This is a genomic window from uncultured Lutibacter sp., assembly GCF_947493565.1.
In the GTDB taxonomy this organism is placed as follows: Bacteria; Bacteroidota; Bacteroidia; order Flavobacteriales; family Flavobacteriaceae; genus Lutibacter; species Lutibacter aestuarii.
On sequence record NZ_CANLRG010000012.1, the window covers coordinates 1 to 24,564 of the forward strand.

The 24,564-nt window shown below is 30.4% G+C and carries 19 protein-coding genes; 5 read left to right on the top strand and 14 right to left on the bottom strand.

Annotated features, from left to right (window positions below; translation table 11 throughout):
• Positions 1–207: 207 nt before the first annotated feature.
• Complete coding sequence (locus tag Q0714_RS13275) at positions 208–918, bottom strand: DUF4294 domain-containing protein (RefSeq protein ID WP_298265858.1); 711 nt, start codon at positions 916–918, stop codon at positions 208–210.
• 156 nt (positions 919–1,074) lie between these two features.
• Between Q0714_RS13275 and Q0714_RS13280 the strand changes: the two genes are divergently transcribed.
• The 3 genes from Q0714_RS13280 to Q0714_RS13290 all read left to right on the top strand — a co-directional run bounded on the left by Q0714_RS13280 (position 1,075) and on the right by Q0714_RS13290 (position 4,949).
• On the top strand, positions 1,075–2,160 hold the full coding sequence (locus Q0714_RS13280; protein ID WP_298265860.1) for a M42 family metallopeptidase: 1,086 nt from the start codon (positions 1,075–1,077) through the stop codon (positions 2,158–2,160).
• Positions 2,161–2,910 carry a 1-acyl-sn-glycerol-3-phosphate acyltransferase gene (locus Q0714_RS13285; protein WP_298265862.1) on the top strand — a complete coding sequence of 250 codons (750 nt, stop codon included), beginning with the start codon at positions 2,161–2,163 and terminating at the stop codon, positions 2,908–2,910.
• A gap of 119 nt (positions 2,911–3,029) precedes the next feature.
• Positions 3,030–4,949, top strand: a complete 1,920-nt coding sequence (locus Q0714_RS13290; RefSeq protein ID WP_298265864.1) for a DUF294 nucleotidyltransferase-like domain-containing protein — start codon at positions 3,030–3,032, stop codon at positions 4,947–4,949.
• Between the two features lie 204 nt (positions 4,950–5,153).
• On the opposite strand, the gene Q0714_RS13295 is transcribed toward Q0714_RS13290, so the two are convergent.
• The 3 genes from Q0714_RS13295 to Q0714_RS13305 all read right to left on the bottom strand — a co-directional run bounded on the left by Q0714_RS13295 (position 5,154) and on the right by Q0714_RS13305 (position 7,035).
• Positions 5,154–5,684: a hypothetical protein gene (locus Q0714_RS13295; RefSeq protein ID WP_298265866.1), complete on the bottom strand. Its 531-nt coding sequence runs from the start codon at positions 5,682–5,684 to the stop codon at positions 5,154–5,156.
• Between the two features lie 47 nt (positions 5,685–5,731).
• On the bottom strand, positions 5,732–5,941 hold the full coding sequence (locus Q0714_RS13300) for a DUF6140 family protein (RefSeq protein ID WP_298265868.1): 210 nt from the start codon (positions 5,939–5,941) through the stop codon (positions 5,732–5,734).
• An 89-nt stretch (positions 5,942–6,030) separates the two neighbouring features.
• Complete coding sequence (locus Q0714_RS13305) at positions 6,031–7,035, bottom strand: WYL domain-containing protein (RefSeq protein ID WP_298265870.1); 1,005 nt, start codon at positions 7,033–7,035, stop codon at positions 6,031–6,033.
• 65 nt (positions 7,036–7,100) lie between these two features.
• Here Q0714_RS13305 and Q0714_RS13310 point away from each other — a divergent pair, with 65 nt between their 5' ends.
• Both Q0714_RS13310 and Q0714_RS13315 read left to right on the top strand, forming a co-directional pair.
• On the top strand, positions 7,101–8,357 hold the full coding sequence (locus tag Q0714_RS13310; RefSeq protein WP_298265872.1) for an oligosaccharide flippase family protein: 1,257 nt from the start codon (positions 7,101–7,103) through the stop codon (positions 8,355–8,357).
• 26 nt (positions 8,358–8,383) lie between these two features.
• Positions 8,384–9,046: a PolC-type DNA polymerase III gene (locus tag Q0714_RS13315; protein ID WP_298265874.1), complete on the top strand. Its 663-nt coding sequence runs from the start codon at positions 8,384–8,386 to the stop codon at positions 9,044–9,046.
• A gap of 54 nt (positions 9,047–9,100) precedes the next feature.
• Here Q0714_RS13315 and dsrP read toward each other — a convergent pair whose 3' ends face one another.
• The 10 genes from dsrP to Q0714_RS13370 all read right to left on the bottom strand — a co-directional run bounded on the left by dsrP (position 9,101) and on the right by Q0714_RS13370 (position 24,559).
• A complete protein-coding gene (gene dsrP / locus Q0714_RS13320; protein ID WP_298265876.1) occupies positions 9,101–10,324 on the bottom strand; it encodes a sulfate reduction electron transfer complex DsrMKJOP subunit DsrP in 1,224 nt (407 codons plus the stop codon).
• Between the two features lie 159 nt (positions 10,325–10,483).
• Positions 10,484–11,536, bottom strand: a complete 1,053-nt coding sequence (locus Q0714_RS13325) for a 4Fe-4S dicluster domain-containing protein (RefSeq protein WP_298265878.1) — start codon at positions 11,534–11,536, stop codon at positions 10,484–10,486.
• 32 nt (positions 11,537–11,568) lie between these two features.
• A complete protein-coding gene (locus tag Q0714_RS13330; RefSeq protein WP_298265880.1) occupies positions 11,569–12,198 on the bottom strand; it encodes a cytochrome c3 family protein in 630 nt (209 codons plus the stop codon).
• A gap of 12 nt (positions 12,199–12,210) precedes the next feature.
• On the bottom strand, positions 12,211–12,882 hold the full coding sequence (locus Q0714_RS13335) for a cytochrome C (protein WP_298265882.1): 672 nt from the start codon (positions 12,880–12,882) through the stop codon (positions 12,211–12,213).
• 2 nt (positions 12,883–12,884) lie between these two features.
• On the bottom strand, positions 12,885–15,212 hold the full coding sequence (locus Q0714_RS13340) for a molybdopterin-dependent oxidoreductase (protein WP_298265884.1): 2,328 nt from the start codon (positions 15,210–15,212) through the stop codon (positions 12,885–12,887).
• A 7-nt stretch (positions 15,213–15,219) separates the two neighbouring features.
• Complete coding sequence (locus Q0714_RS13345; RefSeq protein WP_298265886.1) at positions 15,220–15,450, bottom strand: chaperone NapD; 231 nt, start codon at positions 15,448–15,450, stop codon at positions 15,220–15,222.
• Between the two features lie 257 nt (positions 15,451–15,707).
• Positions 15,708–19,580: an acetate--CoA ligase gene (gene acs, locus Q0714_RS13350; RefSeq protein ID WP_298265889.1), complete on the bottom strand. Its 3,873-nt coding sequence runs from the start codon at positions 19,578–19,580 to the stop codon at positions 15,708–15,710.
• 7 nt (positions 19,581–19,587) lie between these two features.
• Positions 19,588–19,956 carry a response regulator gene (locus Q0714_RS13355; protein WP_298265891.1) on the bottom strand — a complete coding sequence of 123 codons (369 nt, stop codon included), beginning with the start codon at positions 19,954–19,956 and terminating at the stop codon, positions 19,588–19,590.
• A gap of 1 nt (position 19,957) precedes the next feature.
• On the bottom strand, positions 19,958–22,588 hold the full coding sequence (locus Q0714_RS13360) for a sensor histidine kinase (RefSeq protein WP_298265893.1): 2,631 nt from the start codon (positions 22,586–22,588) through the stop codon (positions 19,958–19,960).
• Between the two features lie 264 nt (positions 22,589–22,852).
• Positions 22,853–24,559 (bottom strand): sodium:solute symporter family protein, encoded by a 1,707-nt coding sequence (locus tag Q0714_RS13370; protein ID WP_298265896.1) that lies wholly within the window; start codon positions 24,557–24,559, stop codon positions 22,853–22,855.
• Positions 24,560–24,564 lie beyond the last annotated feature (5 nt).

Genomic DNA, 24,564 nt, shown 5'->3' on the forward strand with positions numbered 1-24,564 from the left:
ACCCATTCCCTTGTTAGCGGCTGCAAATATACCACTCTTTTTTATTCCTATACAAACTTTTTTTAACCTTTTTTTGAAGTTTTTTTATTTAAAAAAACAATCAACTGATAAATAGCTATTTATATTATTTAAAAAAATACTTTGGAGTGCGTTCCTTTTAAAAGGACAGCTAATATAATTCAAATTAAGCAAACTTGCAATAGTAATTTAACTTTTCTTTGATGCTTTTAAGTTAGGTTTTGGAACGTCAATTACTCTTGAACCGAGTTCGATATAGTTAAAATTTAATTTTGAAGGTTGTTCTTCGAGTACACCATCCACAAATGCTCTTTGTAAAATGTCTTCAATTAAATAGTCAAATTTGTTTTCTGCGGGATTGTATTCATCTTTTAATGACAATTTAAACAAGTTAGCGGTAGTGTTGTACCAAAAAGCTTTCCACCCACTTCTATAATCTTTCACTAAATCAAATGCTGTTTGACCTGTTTGTCTATGAATTAACTTAATTAAAATTTCTCCTTCAGTACGAGTTAACTTCTTTAATTGGTCTGTAAATTCTCCTTCTAAGTACTTTTGAATTCTTTTGGTATAGATTTTTTTTCTTCTTTTTGATTTAATATTCTCCAATCTTTCATTTAAAACTTGAATTCTATCCGCTGCCAATTTTGCGTATGGGTATGCCTTTAAAGTTTTTTTTCGATACCAATAATAGTATCTTCTGTCATAATTAGTTTCAAACTTTAATTTTTTAAGTAATAAAACTTCATCTAATTCTATTAATAGAGTATCTCCTTCAAAAACTATATACCTTTCAGATAATGGTATTGAATCTTTAGTTTTTTCTTCTTGTGAAAAAATTGAAGTACTTAAAAGTACTATTAATATATAGGTGTGTTTTTTCCAGTTAATTTTCATCATTTCATAGTTACATCAAAAAAGATTCCAAAAATACAAAAATACAAAGTCTGTTTTGAACAAATTTTCAAAAGTTTAAACTTAAATACTCATAATAAATTGTAAGCATATATAACATTTTGTTATCTTCGTTTTCTTTAATAATATATATGTATACAAATGAGCAAAAAAATATTGAATAAAAAGTCGATTGCATTTTTAGAAAAGTATTTAAATAATGCATCTCCTACAGGTTATGAAAGTGAAGGGCAAAAAATATGGATGGAGTATTTGAAACCTTATGTTGACAATTTTATTACCGATAGTTATGGAACTGCTGTTGGGGTTATAAATCCAGATGCCAAATTTAAAGTTGTGATTGAAGGACACGCTGACGAAATTTCATGGTATGTAAACTATATAACTCCCGAAGGATTGATTTATGTAATTAGAAATGGAGGAAGCGATCACCAAATAGCTCCTTCAAAAATAGTTAACATTCATACCAAAAAAGGAATTGTAAAAGGAGTGTTTGGTTGGCCAGCTATACATACCAGAGTTAGTGGGAAAGAAGAAACTCCTAAATTAGATAATATATTTATTGATGTTGGCTGTAAAAAGAAAGAAGAAGTCGAAAAATTAGGTATTCATGTAGGGTGTGTAATTACTTATCCTGATGAATTTTTTATTTTAAATAAAAATAATTTTGTTTGTAGAGCACTTGATAACCGAATGGGTGGTTTTATGATTGCTGAAGTGGCTCGCTTGTTAAAAGAAAATAATATTAAACTTCCGTTTGGATTGTATATTACAAACTCGGTTCAAGAAGAAATTGGATTACGTGGTGCAGAAATGATTACACAAACTATTAAACCAAATATTGCCATTGTAACTGATGTTTGTCATGATACTACCACCCCAATGATTGACAAAAAGAAAGAGGGAGAAACCATTTCTGGAGATGGACCTGTAATTAGCTATGCTCCTGCGGTTCAAAATAATTTAAGAGATTTAATTGTTGACACTGCAACTGCTAAAAAAATTCCTTTTCAAAGAATGGCATCTTCAAGATCAACAGGAACCGATACCGATGCTTTTGCCTATAGCAATGGAGGAGTACCATCCGCTTTAATCTCTTTAGCACTTCGTTATATGCATACAACTGTGGAGATGGTTCACAAAGACGATGTTGAGAATGTAATTAAATTAATTTATGAAACACTTTTAAACATAAAAGAAGGAGAAAATTTTAGTTATTTCAAATAAATGATACTGTTAAGAACCCTTTTAGCAATAATTAGACTTATTTTATTTGCATTAACTACCATAACTATTTATGGTTTATTGTTAATTACCAATATTTTTTATAAAAGTAAAACTAAAAAAGTGGAACGAGGTATTATTTATAGACGTTCCATCATACGTTTACTACATTATATTGTAGGTTCAAAAATTAAAGTTTATGGAGAAGAACCTAAAGAAAGTGGTTTAATAATTTCAAATCATAGAACTTATTTTGATTCTATAGTTATCTTAAAAAATATTTTAGGATATCCAATAGCTAAAAAAGAAGTAGCATCTTGGCCTTTAATTGGAAATGTTTGTAAAACAACTGGTGTTATTTTTGTTGATAGAGAAAATAAAACAGACAGAGCAAAAACTAGAAACAAAGTTTTAAAAACCTTAAAAAATGGTTTTTCAATTTTAAATACTCCTGAAGGAACTACCCATGTAAAACCTACAACTATTCACTTTAAACCTGGAGCTTTTATTTTAGCAGCTCAATTGGGTGTGCCTGTACTTCCAATTGCAGTAGATTATAAAAATTTAGGTGATGCTTGGATTGGAGATGATACGTTTTTACCCCACTTTATCAGATGTTTTGGAAAATGGAGAACTGAAATTAAGGTAAGTTATTTAAAACCTGTTAAATCTGAAAATCCTGAAGAATTAATTCTTACCTCTAAAAAACTAATTGATGATGAGCTTTTAAGGTTTAGAAAAGAATGGAATTAAAATAAATAATTGTAAACCAAAAAGCCTATTCAAAATTTTGAATAGGCTTTTCTTTTAATTAGATAGAATGGTTACAACTAATTTTGTATTTTTAATGTTTATCATCACATCAATTTATTATGAAAAATACCATTGCTGAAAGGATTTTTGATTTTTTAAAAAACTTCCCTCCTTTTGATGTGTTAGAAAAAGATCAACTTTATAAAATAGCTTCAAATGTTAAGGTTACCTATTTAGAAAAAGGAAACTTTATATTTAAACAAGAAGAAAACCCTCATGAAAATTTCTACATTGTAAAAGATGGCGCTATTGGATTATACAGAACCATGGGAGAAGATCAAATTTTAGTAGATATTTGTGATGAAGGCGATATTTTTGGATTGCGTCCACTTATTCAAAACGATCATTATTTAATGAGTGCCAAAGCAAATGAAGAATCTTTATTATATGCCATTTCAGTAGAAATTTTAAAAGAGATTATTAAAACCAATGACAAAGCAACTAAATTTATAACCGCAAGCTTTGTTTCTAATATTAAAACTCCATATGCCAATAAAGCTAACAGCCATTTGTTTGCAAATGTAGATTCGTTAGAAAAAAACAATGCATTTACCGAAGTTCAAACTGCTCAATTTAGTAAAAATCCCATTACTTGTTTAAAAACTTCAACTATTAAAGATGCTGCTTTAATCATGAGTTCCAAAAGAGTTGGCTCTATTTTAATTGTTGAAGACAACAAACCAATAGGAATAATTACCGACAAAGATCTTCGACTTAAAATTGCAACTGGTTTAATTTCTATTGAAGAAAAAGTAACTGTAATTATGTCTTCTCCGGTTATTACTTTTCCTAAAAAAATTACTATTGCAGAGGCTCAAATTGCTATGATAAAGCATCAAATAACCCATTTATGCATTACAGAAGACGGGACTTCAAATTCTGCTTTAATCGGTATATTATCTGAACACGATATTGTAGTGCTTCATGGAAACAATCCCTCTGTTTTAATTAAAGAAATAAAACGTGCAAAAAATGTCAATTCTTTAAAATATATTAGAGAAAAAGCGTCAAGCTTATTAAAAGGTTATATTGAACAGCGTATACCAATTGTATTTATTTCAAAAATTATTTCAGAAATAACAGATGCCATAACTATCAAATCTATAGAACTATCATTAAAAGAAATGAAAACTAGCCCCCCAGCAAAGTTTAGCTGGTTGGCTTTAGGCAGTCAAGGTAGAAAAGAGCAACTTTTAATTACCGATCAAGATAATGCTTTAGTATTTGAAGATGTAACTGATGAGATTTACAAATCTACCCAAGAGTATTTTATGAATCTTTCAAAAAAAATTACTGAAAAGCTACATATAATCGGATATGAATATTGCCCTGCAGAAATGATGGCAAGTAATTCTAAATGGTGTTTATCTTTAAGTGAATGGAAACATCAATTTAATACATGGATTACAAAGCCTTCAGAAAAATCTATTATGCTTTCTACCATATTTTTTGACTATAATTTAGTATACGGAGAGAAAGAGTTGGTAAAAAAAATGTCTAAAAGCATTTTTAAATCCATTAAATCTTATGAGATTTTTTTAAATTTTTTAGGGAGAAATGCTTTAGTAAATCCTCCACCACTTGGCTTTTTTAGACAATTTTTAGTTGAGAATGACGGAGAACATAAAGATCAGTTCGATTTAAAAAGCAGGGCTTTAATGCCTTTGATTGATGCCGCTCGCTTACTTATACTTTCACACAATATAAAGAACAAAAACAATACTATTGACAGATATAGAAAATTAGCAAAAATTGAACCTCAAAATAAAGAGTTGTATTTATCTTGTATTGATGCTTTTAAAATATTACTCCGTTATAAAACTGAACAGGGTATAAAACATAATGATTCTGGTAGGTTTGTTGACTTAAATCTTTTGAATAAATCTGAAAAATTAAAACTCAAAGGGTGCTTTAAACCTATTAAAGATATTCAGGAATTGATTAAAACACGATTTCAACTTGCTCAAATTGGAATGTAAAAAAAGCGTTACAAATGCAACGCTTTTAATTAAATTTAATCAAGCCCAAAGATTAAATTTACTCTTTCTTTTTCACTGTTGCTTATTTTAGTATAATCTATTCTCTTATTCCTCCATGCCAACATTCACATTCACTAATATTCTCTCCACAGTCAATACAAATTTCTGGGTCTACTTTCAAACTTTCATCTTTCATATCTTAAATTATTTTTCAACACTTTTTTGGGTTGGTTTTTTAGGCATTTTTGATATATCTATTTTCAAATTTCTTTCGGTATAAACTTTTGTTGCTAATTCTATTGAATCTTTTAACGTATTAATTACCATCTTAAAATTTTCATCTTTAAAATTTTCAATTCTTCTTTCTCTAATGTATTTTGGTTCTCCAATATACATACCATCATATACTACTTGCATATTATACCCCGTAAATAAGGTTTTGCGAAAAAAACCATCATCTATCTCTACAATAGGAACAATCTGTACATTTAATTTACTCCTCTCTTCTTCTCTCCCTTTCTCTAACCCTTTATTAAACTGTAACTCTCTTTCCTTCTCATCTAACTTTGATTTATAGCTTTCATTATTTGAATTCAAAAAAAGTTCCTTTTCTTTTTCATATGCTCCATCTTCTTTACCTTTTTTATAATTCTTATGTATAAAATATGACCTTGAAATCAGCAAACCTATTATCAAGGAAATAATTGAACTTATTATTGTTATCGTAATTGTCATTACATCAAAAATTTTAATTTATAAAACTCTTTTTAATATTCTTAGTTCTAAACCTTCTCATACCCAAAATACCCAAGACTTAAATAACCTTCTTTTTTAAAGTCAATTCCGTGAACTCTTATAAATGCTTTGTGAATTTTTTCAATGTCATCAAAAGGATTTGAAAACATCGTGCTAATTTGTACGGATAAACCTTTATCAATATATTCTCCACCTAAATTAATAGTTTGGTTTGTTTTTACTTCAAAGGTTGGCATAGGGTTTGGTTTGTTTGATACAAACCTACTTACCTCAAATAGACAAACAAAGTCCATTTAAATAATTAGAATTATTTTAAATAAAGTAATTATTGATAATAATTGACAATCAAATCAAGGTGCTCTTTAAAGTCTTTAACAACTGAAGGCGGAGATACAATTTTAATCCACTGATTGTATTTAAGCAACTCCATAATAAGTTCATAATTTAGCTTTAAGGTTACTTCAATTTCTCCCCAAACATCAGGGTTTTCATAACTAAGTCCACCTTGTTCTTTAAATTCAAACAAATCCATATCTTTTGCTAAAGCAATCAACTTCTGGCTTTTATGTAGTGGCTTTACCAACAAATATTTCAAATGATGATTTACCACCTTAATTTTAATTTTTTCAACAGCTTTACCTTCATTTAAAATTCCGATACTATTTTTAAAATACGCTTCTCCATCAAATGAAATAGGATTTTCGACTTCTTTTTTAAATATCTTAATCTCCTTTATTCTATCGTCTGAACAAAATGTTTTAATTTCATTTGTTTCTGTACTATTTGCTAAGAGGTACCATGCTTTATCCTTTTCTTTTAAGTATAGCGGTTGAAATGGTTTTTTCTCAATTTCTTCAAATTCATTATCATCGTACCATCCGCTATAACTAACGTGAATTACATACTTTTTTTCAATTGCATTTATTAATCCAAGCGTATCAATATTTGTATTTAATGATGAATCTTCAGAAGAAATACAAGAGTTAATTTCAGCAGATTTTCTACTAATAAGTAATAGTTCGACTCGCGAAAAAATACTTTTTACATCCTCCGAAACCTCTCCTTGATTCACATAGTAACCATAATTTCTTTTTAATTTAATTTCTACACCAAATTCGTCATAAATTATTTTTAAATCTCTTTTTATCGTCTTTTTGTTATGAGAACTTAGTTTTTTCAAAAAGGTATTGTCCTTGAATTCTAGCTGTTTATCTTCTAGCTTATTTTGAAGTTCTTTAAGTTTTACATACGTATCATTGTCAATTCCAAATGAAACTGGATTTGAAACAATTTTTAAAATATAATAGCGTCTTAAAAACTCTGGTGACATTTTTTTACTTTAAGGTACAAGATTACAAAAAAAGTTTAATCTTTATAGTTTAAAAAGAAACCCTAGTGCTTTTTAGTAAACAAGATTTTTTAAATACAAAATGGTTTATTGCAGAAAAAGTTACCAGTTTATTGGTTGCAATCATAATTATTCCAAAAAATTTTAATTCTTTAGGAACTGTAAATATTGGTAAATTAAAGTTTGCAGAAACCTTTATTAGCTTTTTCACACCTCTATTATTTTTAGGGTTATCAGAAATTTGTATTCGTGAAATTGTTTTTTATCCAAAACGAATAAAATTCATTATTGGTACAGCATTTTATTTAAGGCTTTTCAGCTGGATATTTACCGCTAGTATTATAGGTGTTTATTCATTTCTATTTTTAGAAAATGAACTCTTTATCATATACTTTTTTATTTGCTTAAGCTATTTAGTCAGAATTTTTGATGTGTTCGAATATTATTTTCACTCCTTAAAACAAACTAAATATGTTTTTATAAGCAAGTCTATTAGTTTATTTTTCATAGTATTTCTTCAATATTATGGAGTAAAGAACGAATTCGGAATAAATTATTTTGCTGCTTTACTAATTTTAGATTTTTTATTACAAAGCATTTTTTACTTATTTATCGTAAAACTCAAAAATATCTTTGATTTAAAATCATTAGTTTTTTCAAAAACAATGGCTTTCTATTTATTAAAGAATTCATTCCCTTTAATGCTATCAAACTTTTTAGTTTTATTTTATATCGTAATTGATGATTTTCTTTTAAAATATTATCACGGAGATGAAACTTATGGGCTTTACGCCACTATTTATTATTTAATTATCACGCTCACTTGGAATATTGGCTTCTCAATCATCAATGCGTTGTTTCCTTCATTAACAGAATCATACACTTCAAACCTTAGAATTTATTACAAAAAAATAAGCAGACTTTTAATCTATATGCTTGTTTTAGGTTTTATTATTGTCGTGATTTACCAGCTATTTAGCTATTCTATTTTATATAATTTCTTTGGGAACGATTTTCTTAACATTCATAGTGATTTAAAATTATTTAGCTGGGCACCTTTGATTATTTTTACAGGAATGATTTATGAAAAGCACTTAATAACTACTAACAACATCGAAAAAAATGTTTACCGCTTTATTATTGGTTGTATTTCAAATATAGTACTTTCATTAATTTTAATTCCAAAACTTGAAATTACCGGAGCAATTATTGCCGTTTTAATTAGTCATTTTATCACAAATATTGGATATATTTTTATTGATACTAAAAGTCGAAAACAATTAAAATTTCTTTTTATTAAGTAAATGTTTCATATCTTTAATGTTAAACAATGCTCTCATTTTTAAAACATAAAACGTATCCTGATTTTTGGAAAAATTACTTAAAAAAAATCAAACAAAAACAGTCTCAAAAAATTGAAACTACAACCTTTGTAGTTTTCGACACAGAAACTACTGGTTTAGATATTAAAAATGATAGAATTTTATCTATTGGAGCTGTCAGTATTACAAACAATATAATAGATGTATCTAACAATTTTGAATTGTATTTAAAACAAGATAAATTTAAAGTTGAAACTGTCCAAATTCACGGAATTTTAAAAGAAGGAAACATTTCCAAAACTTCAGAAAAACAAGCGATTCAGCATTTTATAAATTATATTGGAAATTCCGTTTTAGTTGCGCATCACGCAGCTTTTGATATTGAAATAATCAATACCGCTTTAAAACGATTTAACTTACCTAAACTTAAAAATAAAAGCATTGATACTGGAATTTTATATAAAAAATTAGCTGGTAAAAAAGACAATCATTTTAATTTAGATGCTTTATGCGCTGAGTTTAAAATTCCTAAACACGATAGACATACCGCATCTGGAGATGCTTATATTACCGCTCTTTTATTTTTAAAAATAATAGCTAAATTAAAACAAGAAAGAAATATTCATTATTCTGATTTATTTAGAAGAAATCAGAAAAAAGGACTATTATAAAAAAGTCTATTCAAATTTGAATAGACTTTTTTATGATGTTGATTGATTTGGTCGTTAATTTTTCTTTTTATAAACTAGTTGACCTAGTTCAACTGCGATACCTGTTTTTGCTAAAATTGTAAATATAAATGCTCCCATTGCCCAAATACCTAGTGTTACTGAAATTTCAACTAAAGTTGGAGTGTATTCAGCAATTTTACCCCAAGGTCCAGGAATAAATCCAGGAACAATTAATCCAAATCCTTTTTCTATCCATATTGCAATAAATAACATTCCACAAACAACATATAAAATATTTAAGTTACTTCTTAATTTATGAAACGTTAAAACAATTGTTGCTACAACATTTAAACTAATAGAAGTCCAAATCCAAGGTAATAAAGCTGTTTTTCCCTCTAAACCAAAAAACAAATATACTGCACTTATACTATGGTGTGTAGGAGCATAAAACTCTTTAAATAATTCAGAAACTAACATAATTAAATTAATTTGAGCAGCTACAGTAACTATCATACTAATTTTTTTAATGGTAGTATCTGGTATTTTAAAAGCTGTAAATTTTCTAATTATGGCTAATACAATTATAATTAAAGCAGGTCCAGCTGCAAATGCAGATGCTAAGAATCTTGGTCCTAATAAAGCATTATTCCAAAATGGTCTAGCTTGTAATCCTTGGTATAAAAATGCTGTAACCATATGAATACCAACCGCCCAAAAAACAGATAAAAACACTCCTGGTATATAAATTTTAGGATTAGGAGTTTTTCCTTGATAACGCATAATTAAAATATACATTGGAATGGTAATATTGATAAATAAATATCCATTTAACACCAATACATCCCAAGTAAGCATTGAATTTGGAAAATTAAACACCCCAATAACGGGTATCATATGCCATAATCTAGCAGGACCACCCATATCTGCAATTACAAATACCAAACACATACATAAAGCTGCAACTGCCAACCCTTCCCCTATTAATACTGCTTGTTTAAAATCTATGTTTTTAAGTACATAAGCTGGTAATACTAACATTACTGCTGCTGCTGCCACTCCTACCAAAAAAGTAAAATTAGAAATGTACAATCCCCAACTCACACGATCTGTCATACCTGTTGCACTTAAACCCTCTTCCAACTGAATGCTATAACTATACATCCCAACCAGCATTATAAAAGATAAAACTGCCATCCAAACATGATAAGCTTTACTTCCGTGAGTAACTTCTAAAAAACCATCTTTAATTAAATTTCCAAAAACTTTTAATGTCTTCATTTTTTATTTTTTATTTGGGCGTATCCTTTTAATTCTAAAAGGTTGGGCTTTCGCTTCTCGCTTTTTTATTTTCTAATAAAAAGAGCTCAAACAAACCGCTCTATCCCTTACGCAATAATGTAACTAGATCAATCTTAAATAAGAGCAACTCTAATTTTATTAATCCATATAGTACCAAAACTTTGGTTCGGTACCTAAATCTTCTTTTAATCTAAACACTTTCTTGTTTTCTAAAATCCAACGAATATTACTTTTAGGATCTAATAAGTTTCCAAATGTTCTTGCTCCAGTTGGACAAGCTTCAACACAAGCTGGATTTTGACCCTCACGTGAGCGCTGTATACAGAAAGTGCATTTTTCCATAACACCTTTTTTACGAAGTCTGTTTCCTAAATAATGTTGTTTTTTGTTTACTTCTTGTTCAGGAACTTCAGGTGTTTTCCAGTTAAATCTTCTTCCGTCGTAAGGACAAGCTGCCATACAATATCTACAGCCAACACACCAATCGTAATCAATTACAACAATGCCATCTTTTTCTTTCCAAGTTGCTTGTACTGGACAAACCTCAACACAGGGTGGGTTATCACAGTGAAAACACTGTGTTCCCATATAAAAATGTCCTTCGGCTGGAACCTCATGGTAATAATTATCATCAGATTCCTCAAAATTAAATCCTTTTCCATCTTCCATCTCATGGATTCTAATGTATTGCATTTCAGTAGCTCTGTCTTGGTTATTTTCTTCAACACAAGCATTTACGCAATCCATATAGCCTTGGCATTTAGAAATATTGAATGCATAACCAAATAATACATCTTTTTCAGCATCTTTAGAGGTCATATTTATTTTTTCTCCAGTACGCAATTCATAGGATCTTGTTAAGCGATTCACAGTTTCCTCTTTTTCTTTATCGGTCATTAACTTATAATTTCCTTTAAAGTACTCCTCCCATTCTATACCTGATTTCTCTTTGTTTTCATCACCACTCACAACACTACAAGAAGAACTAACCGCTCCAGCTCCAATTAAAAAACCTGCAGTTATTTTTTTAAATGCTGCTCTTCTACCCATAGATACATTCATAACTTGATCGTATCCATCTTTTGTTTTTTCACCTGAACAAGAGCCTGAATCATTTCCGCATCCACAAGAATCTACTTTTGGAGATTTTTTTAAATTTAAAGAATACCATTTTTTATTATCGTTATTCATTGTTTAGTTTATTTATTAAAACAATTGTTCTATTATTGACGCTCTTTAACTTTCTGCGTATTGAACCTAACTGGCCAACGTTTTTCAAATGCAGGTTTATGTGGGTTATGACAATTTACACAAGTATTAGATAATCTAGGTGGTGCCCAACCTCCTAGTTGTTTTCCGTGTGCGCCACCTTTCCAGTCTTTAAACTCTTTTTGGTGGCATTGGCTACATAATTTATAACTGTAATTAAAATCTATTTCGCTATTGGTTAAGCTATGTAAATTATCCATATTACCGTTTGAATGACACGTTGCACAATTCATAATTTCAACTCCAGCGTGAGCTAGTTTGATATTCCAATGTGCTGCTTTTTCACCAACTTGATTTTGTTTTAATTTTTCAATTGGTTGTGTATGGCATTCTGTACAATTGTATGATGTGATTTGACTTTTTCTTTCAGGAATTAAAAATTCATAACCATCTTCTGCAAACTTTACTGTCTTTATATTTTCATTAAAGGTTTTAGAAGTAATAGTTAAATTTTCTGGTGAAACAGTTTTTGCTTCAATTTTATCTGTAACTGTATGATAGTTATTTTCATGACTATGTTTACAAGAGATTACAAATAAACCTATAACTATTATTAATGTTTTTACTACTATTTTTTGTATCATTTCCTTCATCTTTTATCTAATAAAATCTCCAATATCCGTTGTTTCTTTATTGTTTAATACGTGACATTGTCTACAATTTGAACGTTCTGGATGCAATACTCTTATTTCAACTGGAGCTGCTGGTCCTGCGTGGCAAGCCAAACAATTTTCGTGTAATTGAATTTGATGAGGAATTACAGGTGGAGCTCCTATAAAAGCTTCGTTATTAATACTTGGAGTTGGAAATTCTCTTGAATGAATTGCTTTAAACAATCCTGTTGTTTTTTGAGGAACGTGACATTGTCTACAATTCACTTTTTCAGGATGAGGAACAACAGGTGTAAATGCTTTGAACTTTGCTACATAACCACCGTTTTCATGACATTTTAAACAGCTTTTACCTCCCATAGTTAGCTCATTTATAATTGGGTGAGGAATGCTTGGGGGTGCTCCGTGATATGCTCTATTATCATAATAGGTATCTAAACTTCTTCCTCCTTTATAATCATCACGCATTGTAGCATAATCATTGGCAAATTCAGAGCGTTCAAAAACTCCTTTTTCAGAAGGAATTAAAGCAGTACCCTTTTCAACAGGAAGTATAACATAAGCTTCTTCTTGTTCAGTATAATAACTTTTTGACCAAATAAAAATAGTGGTCATTGTTAGTAAAGCAAATATTCCTATAAAATATAATCGTTTCATAATTATACTTTTTCAATTTTTACTGCACACTTCTTATAATCGGGTTCTTTAGAAATAGGACAAAAAGCATCAAGAGTTACATCATTAATTAGCAAACTTTCATCAAAAAAAGGAACAAAAACTTGTCCTTTTGTTGGTAAACCTCTTTCATTGATTGATGCAGGCAATGTGCATGAGCCTCTTCGTGAAGTTACTTTCACTTGCTCTCCATTTCTAATTCCAAGTTTCATTGCATCTTCTGGATGTAATTCTACATAAGCATTGGGCATTGCTCTATGCAAAATTGGAATTCTTCTAGTCATAGAACCTGTATGCCAATGTTCAATAACTCGTCCTGTATTTAACCAGAATGGATATTCTTGATCTGGCATTTCAGGTGCATTTTCATATGGACGTTGCCAAATAATTGCTTTTCCATCTTTTTTTCCATAAAAATGAAAATCTTCCCCGTTTGTACAAGCTGGATCATATTTTGCATTAAACCTCCATTGTGTAGATTTTCCATTTACATAAGGCCAAATTACACCAGATTGCTTTTTTAATACTTCTAATGGAGCCATTCCATGTTTTGCTCCTTCGTGGAATTGACGATATTCATTATAAATTTCTTCTGCATGATTTTCTTCACTGTATGGAAATAAATCTCCGTATCCCATTCTCTTAGCTACTTCAATAGTCATCCAAGCATCTGGCATAGTTTCACCTGGACCTTCAACCATTTTATCCCATTGCTGTGTTCTTCTTTCAGAGTTTCCATACATTCCAGATTTTTCAATGTGCCAAGCTGCTGGTAAAATTACATCTGCAACATCTGAAGTTGGTGTTGGAAAAACATCTGAAACGACTACAAAACAAGAATTTTTCTGCATTGCTGGTCTATAACGACCTGTTTTTGGCAAGGATACTAATGGATTTGTAACTTGAGTCCAAATAAATTTAATATCTCCACGATCTACAGCTCTAAACATTTCGGTTGCATGGTACGTTGGTTTTGATGGAATTCTTTCAACTGGTACTTTCCAAATTCTAGCAGCCATTTCACGATCTTTTTTATTTATCACCACTCCATGTGGTAATTTATGAGTAAATGTACCTACTTCACGAGCGGTTCCACAAGCTGATGGCTGTCCAGTTAAAGAAAATGGCCCATTTCCAGGTTGTGAAATTTTACCTGTTAGTAAATGAATATTATAAACTAAATTGTTTATCCAAGTTCCTCTAGTGTGTTGGTTCATACCCATACACCAGTATGACACTACTTTGTTATTTGGGTTACCATAAATATTCGCTAAATACTTAATATCTTTTACAGATACTTTTGAATATTTTGCAACTTTTTCAGGCGTATAATCTTCTAAAAATTTTTTGTATTCTTCAAAATTAATTTCTTCAGGCTTATCATTAAATTTGAAATTATCTTCAAGCCCATATCCCATATTTGTTAATCCCTTATTAAAGTTACAATGTTTTTCTACAAATGATTTATTTACCCAACCATTATTAATAATTTCATAACAAATAGCATTTGCAACAGCCAAGTCTGTTTGGGGCTCGAATAAAATAGATTTATTAGCAGCCATACTAGAACGTGTTGTTCTGGTAGCAAAATCAATAATTTTTGCTCCTCTACTATTTTTTTGCTCTAACATTCTTGAAAATAAAACTGGATGCATTTCTGCCATATTATTACCCCAAGTTATAAAGTAATCGGCATGATCAATATCTTCATAACACCCCATTGGTTCATCAGCACCAAAAGTTGTTAAAAATCCAGCAACTGCACTTGCCATACATAAGCGTGCATTACAATCTAAATTATTAGTTCCAATAGCTCCTTTCATTAGTTTTGAAGCTACATAACCTTCTGGAATTGTAGATTGTCCAGATGTATACATTGCAACCGAATCTTTTCCGTGATCTTTAATTGTTTGCTTCATTTTATTAGCAACAATATCTAAAGCTTCATTAATCGGAGTTTTTACATAGGTTCCATTTTTTTTAACCAACGCATATGTTAAACGATCTTTCGCCTGAATACACATTGTTTGGTGGTATCCTTTTACACAAAGAAGTCCTTTATTTACAGAACTATTTGGATCTCCTTTTACCGCAACTGCTTTCCCATTTTCAACTCCAACTAAAATACCACAACCAACACCACAAAAACGACAAGGTCCTTTTTTCCAATCTAAATTTCCTCCTTTAGGTAAATTTTCAAGTTGTTCAGAAGCAAAAATTATTCCTGGGAACATTGTTGCGGCAGCAGTCATTGCTGCAGCAGCAGCCATTTTTTTAATAAAAGATCTACGATCTACGTTTGTTTGTACCATATTAATTTTATTTAGCATCAAATCCTGAAACCAATGACAAATGTTTCAAGCCTTTCATTTCTAATAGTTGATTATATATTTTTGTATCTGATTCTTCTGATTCTGTATCTGTTACAACAATAATTATTTCATGATTTTGAGCAGGAATTATCTCACATTCGGATAGTTTATGAAGTTCTTTTAGTAATTCTTTTTTACTATTCTCCTCACAATGAAGAATATAACTTTTTATTGGCATCGTATTTTATTGTAACTTAAGTTACAAAAATATGTATTTAAATATTTTAAAATATGACATTTATCATTTAAGAGTTTAAGATCTTCTAATTTGAAATTACTCTAAATAAGGTTTTAAAATAATCGACTAAAAGTAGTATTATTTACAGATTAAAAGTTTAGACTTTCTCATTTACCAAAAAATATTGAAATTTATTTTACAAAAAAAGCGTTTTCAAAAATTATGAAAACGCTTTAGATTACCTTTAAGTTTGTAATTTATTTCACCAATGAACCATCCATAATTGCTTGTACTACATCTGGGTTTAGTAAGGTTGAAATATCTCCTAAATTAGAAGTTTCGTTTTCAGCAATTTTACGTAAAATACGTCGCATAATTTTTCCTGAACGTGTTTTAGGTAATCCAGGCACAAATTGAATTTTATCTAATTTAGCTATTGGTCCAATAGTACGTGCAATTAAATCGTTAATTTCATGACGTAAAAAGTCATCATTCTCAGGTGTTTCATAAACAATTACATAAGCATACAAAGCATTTCCTTTAATATCATGCGGATACCCAACAATAGCAGATTCCACCACATTACTATGCTCATTTATTACATTTTCAATTGGAGCTGTACCTAAATTATGACCAGAAACGATAACTACATCATCTACTCTACCTGTAATTCTATAATTTCCTTCTAAATCTCTAAACGATCCATCTCCGGTAAAATATTTACCAGAAAAAGCTGTAAAGTAGGTTTCTTTATAACGATTATGATCTCCATAAATAGTTCTTGCCATAGAAGGCCAAGGGTATTTAACACACAGCCTTCCTTCTGCAGGATTCGTATTTAATTCTTCTCCATTTTCATTAACCAAACAAGGTTGAATACCTGGTAAAGGTCTTGTTGCAAATGTTGGTTTTGCTGGTGTAACCCCAGCTAAAGGAGAAATCATAATTCCACCTGTTTCCGTTTGCCACCAAGTATCTACTATTGGAGATTTTTGTTTCCCAATTTTTTCATCATACCAGTGCCAAGCTTCTTCATTAATAGGTTCTCCAACAGTTCCTAAAACTTTAATTGAACTAATATCATGTTTATCAATTAACTCATTAGGTTGCGCAGCTAATGCTCTAATAGCTGTAGGTGCAGTATAAAATTGATTTACTTGGTGTTTTTCGACAATTTCCCAAAAACGTCCATAATCTGGATAAGATGGAATTCCTTCAAACATTAAAGTAGTTGCTCCGGCAGCTAAAGGTCCATAAACGATGTAAGAATGGCCGGTAATCCAACCAATATCAGCTGTACAGAAATAAACATCTCCATGTTTGTATTGAAAAACGTTTTTAAAACTATATGCTGTATGGATCATATAACCCGCACAAGTATGAACCATTCCTTTTGGTTTACCTGTAGAACCTGAAGTATATAAAATAAACAACATATCTTCGGCATCCATTTCTTCTGCTGGACAAATATCTGATACTTTTGCTAACTCTTCATGCCACCAAATATCTCGTCCTGCTTTCATGGTAATATTTGCATTAATTCTATTTAACACAATAGAGGTTTCAATAGATGGTGTTGATTCTAAAGCTTCATCAACAATCCCTTTTAAATCAACTGCTTTACTTCCTCTATACACTCCATCAGTTGTTAAAATTACTTTACACTCCGCATCATTGATTCTTGTTGATAATGCTACTGAAGAGAATCCTGCAAATACCACAGAGTGCACTGCTCCAATTCTAGCACACGCTAATACAGCAATTGCTAACTCAGGGACCATAGGCATATACACACAAACTCTATCCCCTTTTTCTACTCCGTTATTTTTTAAAACGTTAGAAAATTTACTTACTTCAGCATGCAATTCTCTATACGTGAAAGTTCTATTGGCTTCATTAGGATCGTTAGGTTCCCAAATAATAGCCAAATCATCACCTCTTTTATCCAAATGTCTATCTAAGCAGTTTTCTGTAATGTTTAACTTTGCTCCTTTAAACCATTCAAATTTAGGTGTTTCCCAATCATATTCAACAATTTTATCCCATTTTTTACGCCAGGTAAAAGTTTCAGCAATTTGTGCCCAAAATCCTTCTGGATCATTTACACTATGTTGGTAAGATTTATAATATTTGATGAAAGAATCTACCTGTAAATCATCCAGCGTTTGTTTTTCTTCCTCAGTAGCATGTTCATAAATACCAATTTTATGTAATTTTAATTCATGAGTTATTTCTGAAACAATTTCTGGATCATCAATTGTTGAAGGAATTGTATATTCAACACCATCTGCTATATTTCTAAGTAATTTTCGAAGAATTTTTCCTGAACGTGTTTTAGGCAAACGCTTAACAATTAATACTTTTTTTAAGGAAGCTACCGGCCCTATTTGTTTTCTTACTTCTTGTACAATATTATATTCTAACTCGAAACTCGAAACATAATCACCAGATTTTAAAACAACTAAAGCCAAAGGTACTTGCCCTTTCAGTTCATTCTGAATTCCAAAAACAGCGCATTCAGCCACAGAAGGATTTGATGAAACCACCTCTTCCATTTCAGCTGTAGATAATCGATGTCCGGCCACATTTATTACATCATCAACTCTTCCAGTAATATATACATAACCATCCTCGTCTTTATAACCTCCATCACCAGAGAAATAATACCCATCAAATCTTTTTAAATAGCCATCAACAAAACGTTCAGTATTTCCCCAAATGTTTAAAAGTGTTCCAGGAGGTAGTGGTAATTTTACCGCAACAAAACCTTCTTGATTTGGTTCTAATTGTTTGCCTTCAGAGTTTAAAATTTGGATATCATAACCTCCAACTGCTTTTCCAGCAGAACCAGATTTAACAGGTAAGGCTTCAACCCCCATCATATTGGATAGCATGGGCCATCCAGATTCCGTTTGCCACCAATGGTCTATAACAGGAATATTTAATTGATTTTCTAGCCAATTAAGGGTAGCAGCATCACAACGTTCACCCGCTAAAAATTGATATTTTAAACAACTTAAATCATACATTTTTAACAATTCACCATCAGGATCTTCCTTTTTAATTGCTCTAATTGCTGTTGGAGCTGTAAACATAGCCTTCACCTTATTTTCACTAATAATTCTCCAAAAAGTACTTGCATCAGGTGTTTTTATAGGTTTCCCTTCAAAAACTATGGTTGTATTTCTGTTTAAAAGTGGTCCATAAACAATATAACTATGTCCAACTACCCAACCTACATCCGAAGCAGCCCAAAAAGTATCTCCTTCATCTACTCCATAAATATTTTTCATTGAGTATTTTAATGCCGTAGCATAACCTCCTGTATCTCGTAAAATTCCTTTTGGTTTTCCTGTTGTACCTGAAGTATATAAAATGTATAATGGATCGGTTGCATTCATTGCAACACATTCTACAGGTTTTGATTTTTTTACAAGTTTTTTATAACTAATATAACGTTCTGTTTTTGGGTTTACTGCTCCTAAATTACGTTGATATACAATTACTTTTTCTGGCTTGTGTTGAGCTAATTTAATAGCTTCATCCACCATAGGTTTATACGCAATTAACCGATCAACTTCCATTCCAGAAGTTGCTGTTATAATTGCTTTTGGTTTACAATCGTCTATTCTAATAGCCAATTCATGAGGAGCAAAACCACCAAAAACAACAGAATGTATGGCACCAATACGTGCACAAGCTAACATACTAAATGCTGCATGAGGAATCATTGGCATATATATAATAACGGTATCTCCTTTTTCTACACCTAAATCGCGAAGTCCGCCTGCCAAACGCTCCACTTTGCTTTTAACTTCATTATAAGTGTAGGTTACTTTTTGTTGAGTAACTGGAGATTCATAAATAATGGCTTGTTGTTCTCCAAAACCATCTTCAACATGTTTGTCAACTGCTAAATAGCACATATTCAATTTTCCATCGGCAAACCAGCGATCAAAACCATTTTCATCTTTTGATAAAATAGTCGTTGGGTCTTTATACCATTTTAAGTTGCTTGCCTGTTTTTTCCAGAATTTTTCAGGATTTTCAATACTGCTGTTGTAATGTTTTTGATAACTCATACTATTAATTTTTGATTGTGTACTTAGTTGCTTGTTTTCTAATTGCAATAAGCATTTATTTTTTAGTTAATAATGTTTTTACTTCTTTTACTAGTTTTTTTGTTGAAAAAGGTTTAGACAGGTATTTATCTGCCCCTAATTGTAATCCTAATTCAACATCTGATATTTTATTTTTGGCTGAAAGAAAAATTACTTTTATTTCTTTTAGTTTTTCATTGGATTTTAAATAATTTAGTACCTGATAACCATCTACATTAGGCATCATAATATCTAACAAAATAATATCTGGTATAGTAGTTTCAGCTATTTCAATTGCCTCTTCACCATCACGTGCAATAAAAACTTCAAAATTTTCTTTTTTAAAAATGTACTCTAATGACATTACTATGTTGGGTTCGTCATCTACTATTAATATTTTTCTCATGTTAATTAGAATTTAAGGGTAATGTAAATGTTAATCTTGCTCCGTTAGGCTTGATATTTTCTGCCCAAATTTTACCATTATGACTTTCAATAATTTGTTTACTAATAGCCAACCCCAATCCCGTACCCTCAGGTTTAACCACAGTTTGATTTTTTGATTGGTAAAATTTATTAAATATCAAATCCAACTCATCTTGAGGTATTCCCTTTCCATTATCTTCAACAGAAATTTCAATTTTATTTTCATTTATGTATGTAAAAATTGCTACGGCTCCATTTTCTTCATTTGAGAACTTGATAGCATTGGATAAGAGGTTTAATATAACTTGTTGTATTCGATCTTCATCATATAATAATGTTGTATTTTTTACCCCTTCTTCATTAATTTTTACTCCTTTTTTAAATGCTAATTGTTGAACAGCATCAATTGATTTTTGGATGGTTGTTTCAATTGAATTTTTATTTAAGTTTAATTTTTGTTTTCCAGTTGCCAACTTTTCTAAATCTAAAATATTATTAATCAACCTACTTACACGATCACTTTCACTTACTATACTTGTTAAAAATTTATTTTTAGTAGTAGTATCAATTTCTTCATCGTCTAACAAAATTTCAGAAAGTGCTCTAATTGAAGTTATTGGAGTTTTTAATTCGTGTGCTACTGTATCTAAAAATTCGTCTTTTTGTTTGTCTCTTTCTTTAAGTTCTTTATTAGATGCTTTCGCTTTTTGAGTTTCATCTAAAATATTTAAAACTTCTGGCAAACTAATTTCTTCTTCTTTTACTACTGATGAAATTAAAATTCTTGAAGAAGCACTTCCAATACTTCCTGTCAATAATTTTTCAGAAAAATTTACCAACCTAGCATCTGCATATTGAATATTTTTATTCAAATTATGCTTCATATAAAATAAATTTAATGCTCTTTCGGTTCTTTTATCACCTAAAAAACGAGTTAACACCTTCTTAATATCTTTAACATACGCTTCTCCTTTCCATACATACGCATCTTCATGCATTGAAGCATATTTATTACTATCAACAAACATTTCAGCAAAATTTCGTTCTCTATAACTTCCTTTTATTGCAACTGAAATAGCTGCATAAATTAAAAAGTTAAAAAATAGACTCCAAAAAAAAGCATGAGGTACAGGATCAAAAATTTGCAATCCAAAAAGCTGATACGGTTTTAATATGTTACTACCAAATAAACCTTCATTAATTAATGATGTTGAAATTAATTGAGAGTCTATTGTAAATGGAATTACTAAAGTGTAAATAGTAATTATAACACCTGCAATAATTCCATAAATGGCTCCTTTTGAAGAACCTCTTCGCCAAAATAAACCTCCAAAAAATGAGGGTGCCAACTGTGCTATTAACACAAATGAGATTAAGCCAATAGAAACCAGAGACCTATCTAACGTAAAAAATTTATAAAAAAAGTACGCAACAATAATTAATGAAAAAATAGCTAAACGTCTAATTGTTTTAATAGATTCCGTATTCTCTTCCGATTCACCTTCACTATATTTTCTTAAAAAACCATAAGGAATTATCAAGTTATTACTTAACATAGTTGAAAGTGCCAATGTTGAAACTACTACCATTGATATTGCCGCAGAAAAACCTCCTAAAAAAACTAATAAGGCTAAAAATTCGTGATTATTATTTAAGGGCAGTAATAAACTAAATAAATCTGCATCTACTTGTTGGTTCTCAAAAACTACTTTTCCTCCCCAAGCAATAAATACTACAAAAACATTAAATAATAATAAGTACAAGGGAAACAGCCAAGTTACTTTTTTTAAATATTTTTCGCGTTCATTTTCAACTACTGTAACCTGAAATTGTCTTGGTAATAACATAATGGCTATCATTGATAAAATGCTTAACAAAAACCAATTAAACCCACCTTCAACACCATTTATTGTTTGCTGAATTTCAAAATTTGGCAATTTTGAAACCTTACTATAAATATCTGTTGGACCATTAAATAAATAAAAAGTAACATACAAACCTATTATTAAAAAGAACACCAATTTTATAATAGATTCTAAAGCTACAGCAGTAATAATTCCTTTATGTCGTTCCGTTGCATCGGTATGTTGTGTACCAAAAAATGCTGCAAAAATGGCCAACAAAATGGCTATATAGAAAGTGGTATCATTAATAATAGAGTTTCCTATAATATGGTGCTTAGTTATTACATTAAATGTTTCAGAAATAGCCTTTAATTGTAAAGAAATATAAGGTACGATAGCTAAAACGCACACAAAAGTGATTAACGCTCCTAAAAAGCGATTATTTCCATAACGCAAAGAAACAAAATCAGCTATTGAAGATATTTTATTGATTTTTGAAATCCTAATAACCTTTCTCATTAAAATAATCCAAACAGGAATAATAATAACAGGTCCTAAGTAAATTGTTAAAAAAGTTAATCCCGAAGTTGCAGCCAATCCTACACTTCCAAAGTAGGTCCAGGCTGTACAATAAACAGCTAAAGAAAGCGTGTAAATATAAGGATTGTTTACCCATTTGCTTTTTGAGTTTTTTTCAGCCCAAAATGCTACATAAAATATGACAGCTAAATAAACAACAATAATTAAAATAACTAAAAGACTACTCATAATACTTTTTTAAAATACTATAGGAAATTATAATACTTATAATCCATACCATAAAAATGTAAAAGTAAATTAGTGGAAACCCTAATATGGTAGCTCCACTATTAAATATTAAAAGTATAGGTATGTTAAATAAACATACTAACAATACCGTTAAAACAATTAATTTTTGTTGGTGTCTTTTTTTCAATTGATTAAAAAATTAGCTTTAAATATAACAAAAACAGCACTATTAAAAATAATAATGCTGTTTTAACTAACTATTTATTAGTGAGAACTAGCTTCTCCTGCTCCAGATGGAATTCTAATATCCTCAACAATGTCTTGTACATTTTGTGGTGGAGCTACTGTAATTCTTGAAACGACAATAGATACAATGAAGTTTACAATCATTGCCACTGTTCCAAAACCTTCTGGTGAAATTCCAAACCACCAGCTTTCTTTCAACCCAGCAACCGCTTCTTTTCCTCCATCAAAAATTCCAAATTTAAACTTTAGCATATAAAATAACATTAGCGCTAACCCAACAATCATCCCTGTTATTGCTCCTTCTTTATTCATACGTTTATCAAAAATACCTAACAAAATTGCTGGAAAAAATGATGCTGCAGCTAAACCAAATGCCAAAGCTACAACGGCGGCCACAAAACCAGGTGGATTAATACCAAAATAACCTGCTATACAAACTGCTATAAAGGCACTAAAACGAGCTGCTACTAACTCTCCTTTTTCAGAGATGTCTGGCTTGATAATTTTCTTAAATAAATCATGAGAGATTGACGAAGCAATTACCAATAATAAACCCGCGGCTGTTGATAATGCAGCAGCCAATCCTCCTGCTCCAACTAATGCTACTACCCAGTTAGGTAATTTTGCTATTTCTGGATTTGCCAACACCATAATATCTCTATCAATCACCAATTCATTTACTTCATTGTCTGCGACATATTGAACCACTCCATCTCCATTTTTATCATCAAACTTAAGTAAGCCTGTCTTTTCCCAATTTCCAAACCATTCTGGTAATTCTTCATATTTAGTATTACTTACTGTTTCAATTAAATTGGTTCTTGCAAAAACTGCTACTGCAGGTACTGTTGTATAAAGTATCGCAATAAATAATAATGCCCAACCAGCTGAAACTCTTGCATCTTTTACCTTAGGTACCGTAAAAAAACGCACAATTACGTGTGGTAATCCTGCTGTACCTACCATTAAAGCTACTGTAATTGCAAAAACATCTATCATACTTTTGCTTCCAGAAGTATATTCATTAAAGCCTAACTCTCGCTGTAAACCATCTAACTTATCTAGTAAATAAATTCCATCTTCACCTGAACCTCCAAACCCTAATTGTGGAATTGGATTTCCTGTCATTTGAAAAGAAATAAAAATTGCGGGTACCATAAATGCAAATATTAGTACACAATATTGAGCAACTTGGGTATAAGTAATTCCTTTCATTCCACCCAAAACTGCATAAAAAAGTACAATTGCCATACCTATATAAACTCCTGTGTTGATATCTACTTCTAAATAACGAGAAAAAACAATACCTACACCTCTCATTTGTCCTGCTACGTATGTAAACGAAACTATTAAAGCTGCTATAACAGCTACAATACGTGCTGTATTTGAGTAATATCTGTCACCTATAAAATCTGGTACCGTAAATTTTCCAAATTTTCTTAAATAAGGTGCTAATAAAAGTGCTAATAACACATAACCTCCTGTCCATCCCATAAGATAAACTGATCCGTCATATCCTGTAAATGAAACGATTCCTGCTAGCGATATAAATGATGCTGCTGACATCCAGTCTGCAGCTGTAGCCATACCATTCATTATTGGTGGAACTCCTCCGCCTGCTACATAAAATTCTTTTGAAGACCCTGCTCTTGCCCAAATTGCAATTCCAATATAAATTGCAAAAGTGATTCCAACAAGTATCCAAGTCCAAGTTAATATTCCCATGATTT

Coding starts and splice junctions, on each gene's coding strand:
- Q0714_RS13355 (WP_298265891.1), bottom strand. CDS start 19,956: ATGAGAAAAATATTAATAGTAGATGACGAACCCAACATAGTAATGTCA.
- Q0714_RS13315 (WP_298265874.1), top strand. CDS start 8,384: ATGCTCTCATTTTTAAAACATAAAACGTATCCTGATTTTTGGAAAAAT.
- Q0714_RS13275 (WP_298265858.1), bottom strand. CDS start 918: ATGATGAAAATTAACTGGAAAAAACACACCTATATATTAATAGTACTT.
- Q0714_RS13305 (WP_298265870.1), bottom strand. CDS start 7,035: ATGTCACCAGAGTTTTTAAGACGCTATTATATTTTAAAAATTGTTTCA.
- Q0714_RS13370 (WP_298265896.1), bottom strand. CDS start 24,559: ATGGGAATATTAACTTGGACTTGGATACTTGTTGGAATCACTTTTGCA.
- Q0714_RS13285 (WP_298265862.1), top strand. CDS start 2,161: ATGATACTGTTAAGAACCCTTTTAGCAATAATTAGACTTATTTTATTT.
- Q0714_RS13325 (WP_298265878.1), bottom strand. CDS start 11,536: ATGAATAACGATAATAAAAAATGGTATTCTTTAAATTTAAAAAAATCT.
- dsrP (WP_298265876.1), bottom strand. CDS start 10,324: ATGAAGACATTAAAAGTTTTTGGAAATTTAATTAAAGATGGTTTTTTA.
- Q0714_RS13280 (WP_298265860.1), top strand. CDS start 1,075: ATGAGCAAAAAAATATTGAATAAAAAGTCGATTGCATTTTTAGAAAAG.
- Q0714_RS13300 (WP_298265868.1), bottom strand. CDS start 5,941: ATGCCAACCTTTGAAGTAAAAACAAACCAAACTATTAATTTAGGTGGA.
- Q0714_RS13335 (WP_298265882.1), bottom strand. CDS start 12,882: ATGAAACGATTATATTTTATAGGAATATTTGCTTTACTAACAATGACC.
- Q0714_RS13330 (WP_298265880.1), bottom strand. CDS start 12,198: ATGATACAAAAAATAGTAGTAAAAACATTAATAATAGTTATAGGTTTA.
- Q0714_RS13345 (WP_298265886.1), bottom strand. CDS start 15,450: ATGCCAATAAAAAGTTATATTCTTCATTGTGAGGAGAATAGTAAAAAA.
- Q0714_RS13295 (WP_298265866.1), bottom strand. CDS start 5,684: ATGACAATTACGATAACAATAATAAGTTCAATTATTTCCTTGATAATA.
- Q0714_RS13290 (WP_298265864.1), top strand. CDS start 3,030: ATGAAAAATACCATTGCTGAAAGGATTTTTGATTTTTTAAAAAACTTC.
- Q0714_RS13360 (WP_298265893.1), bottom strand. CDS start 22,588: ATGAGTAGTCTTTTAGTTATTTTAATTATTGTTGTTTATTTAGCTGTC.
- Q0714_RS13340 (WP_298265884.1), bottom strand. CDS start 15,212: ATGGTACAAACAAACGTAGATCGTAGATCTTTTATTAAAAAAATGGCT.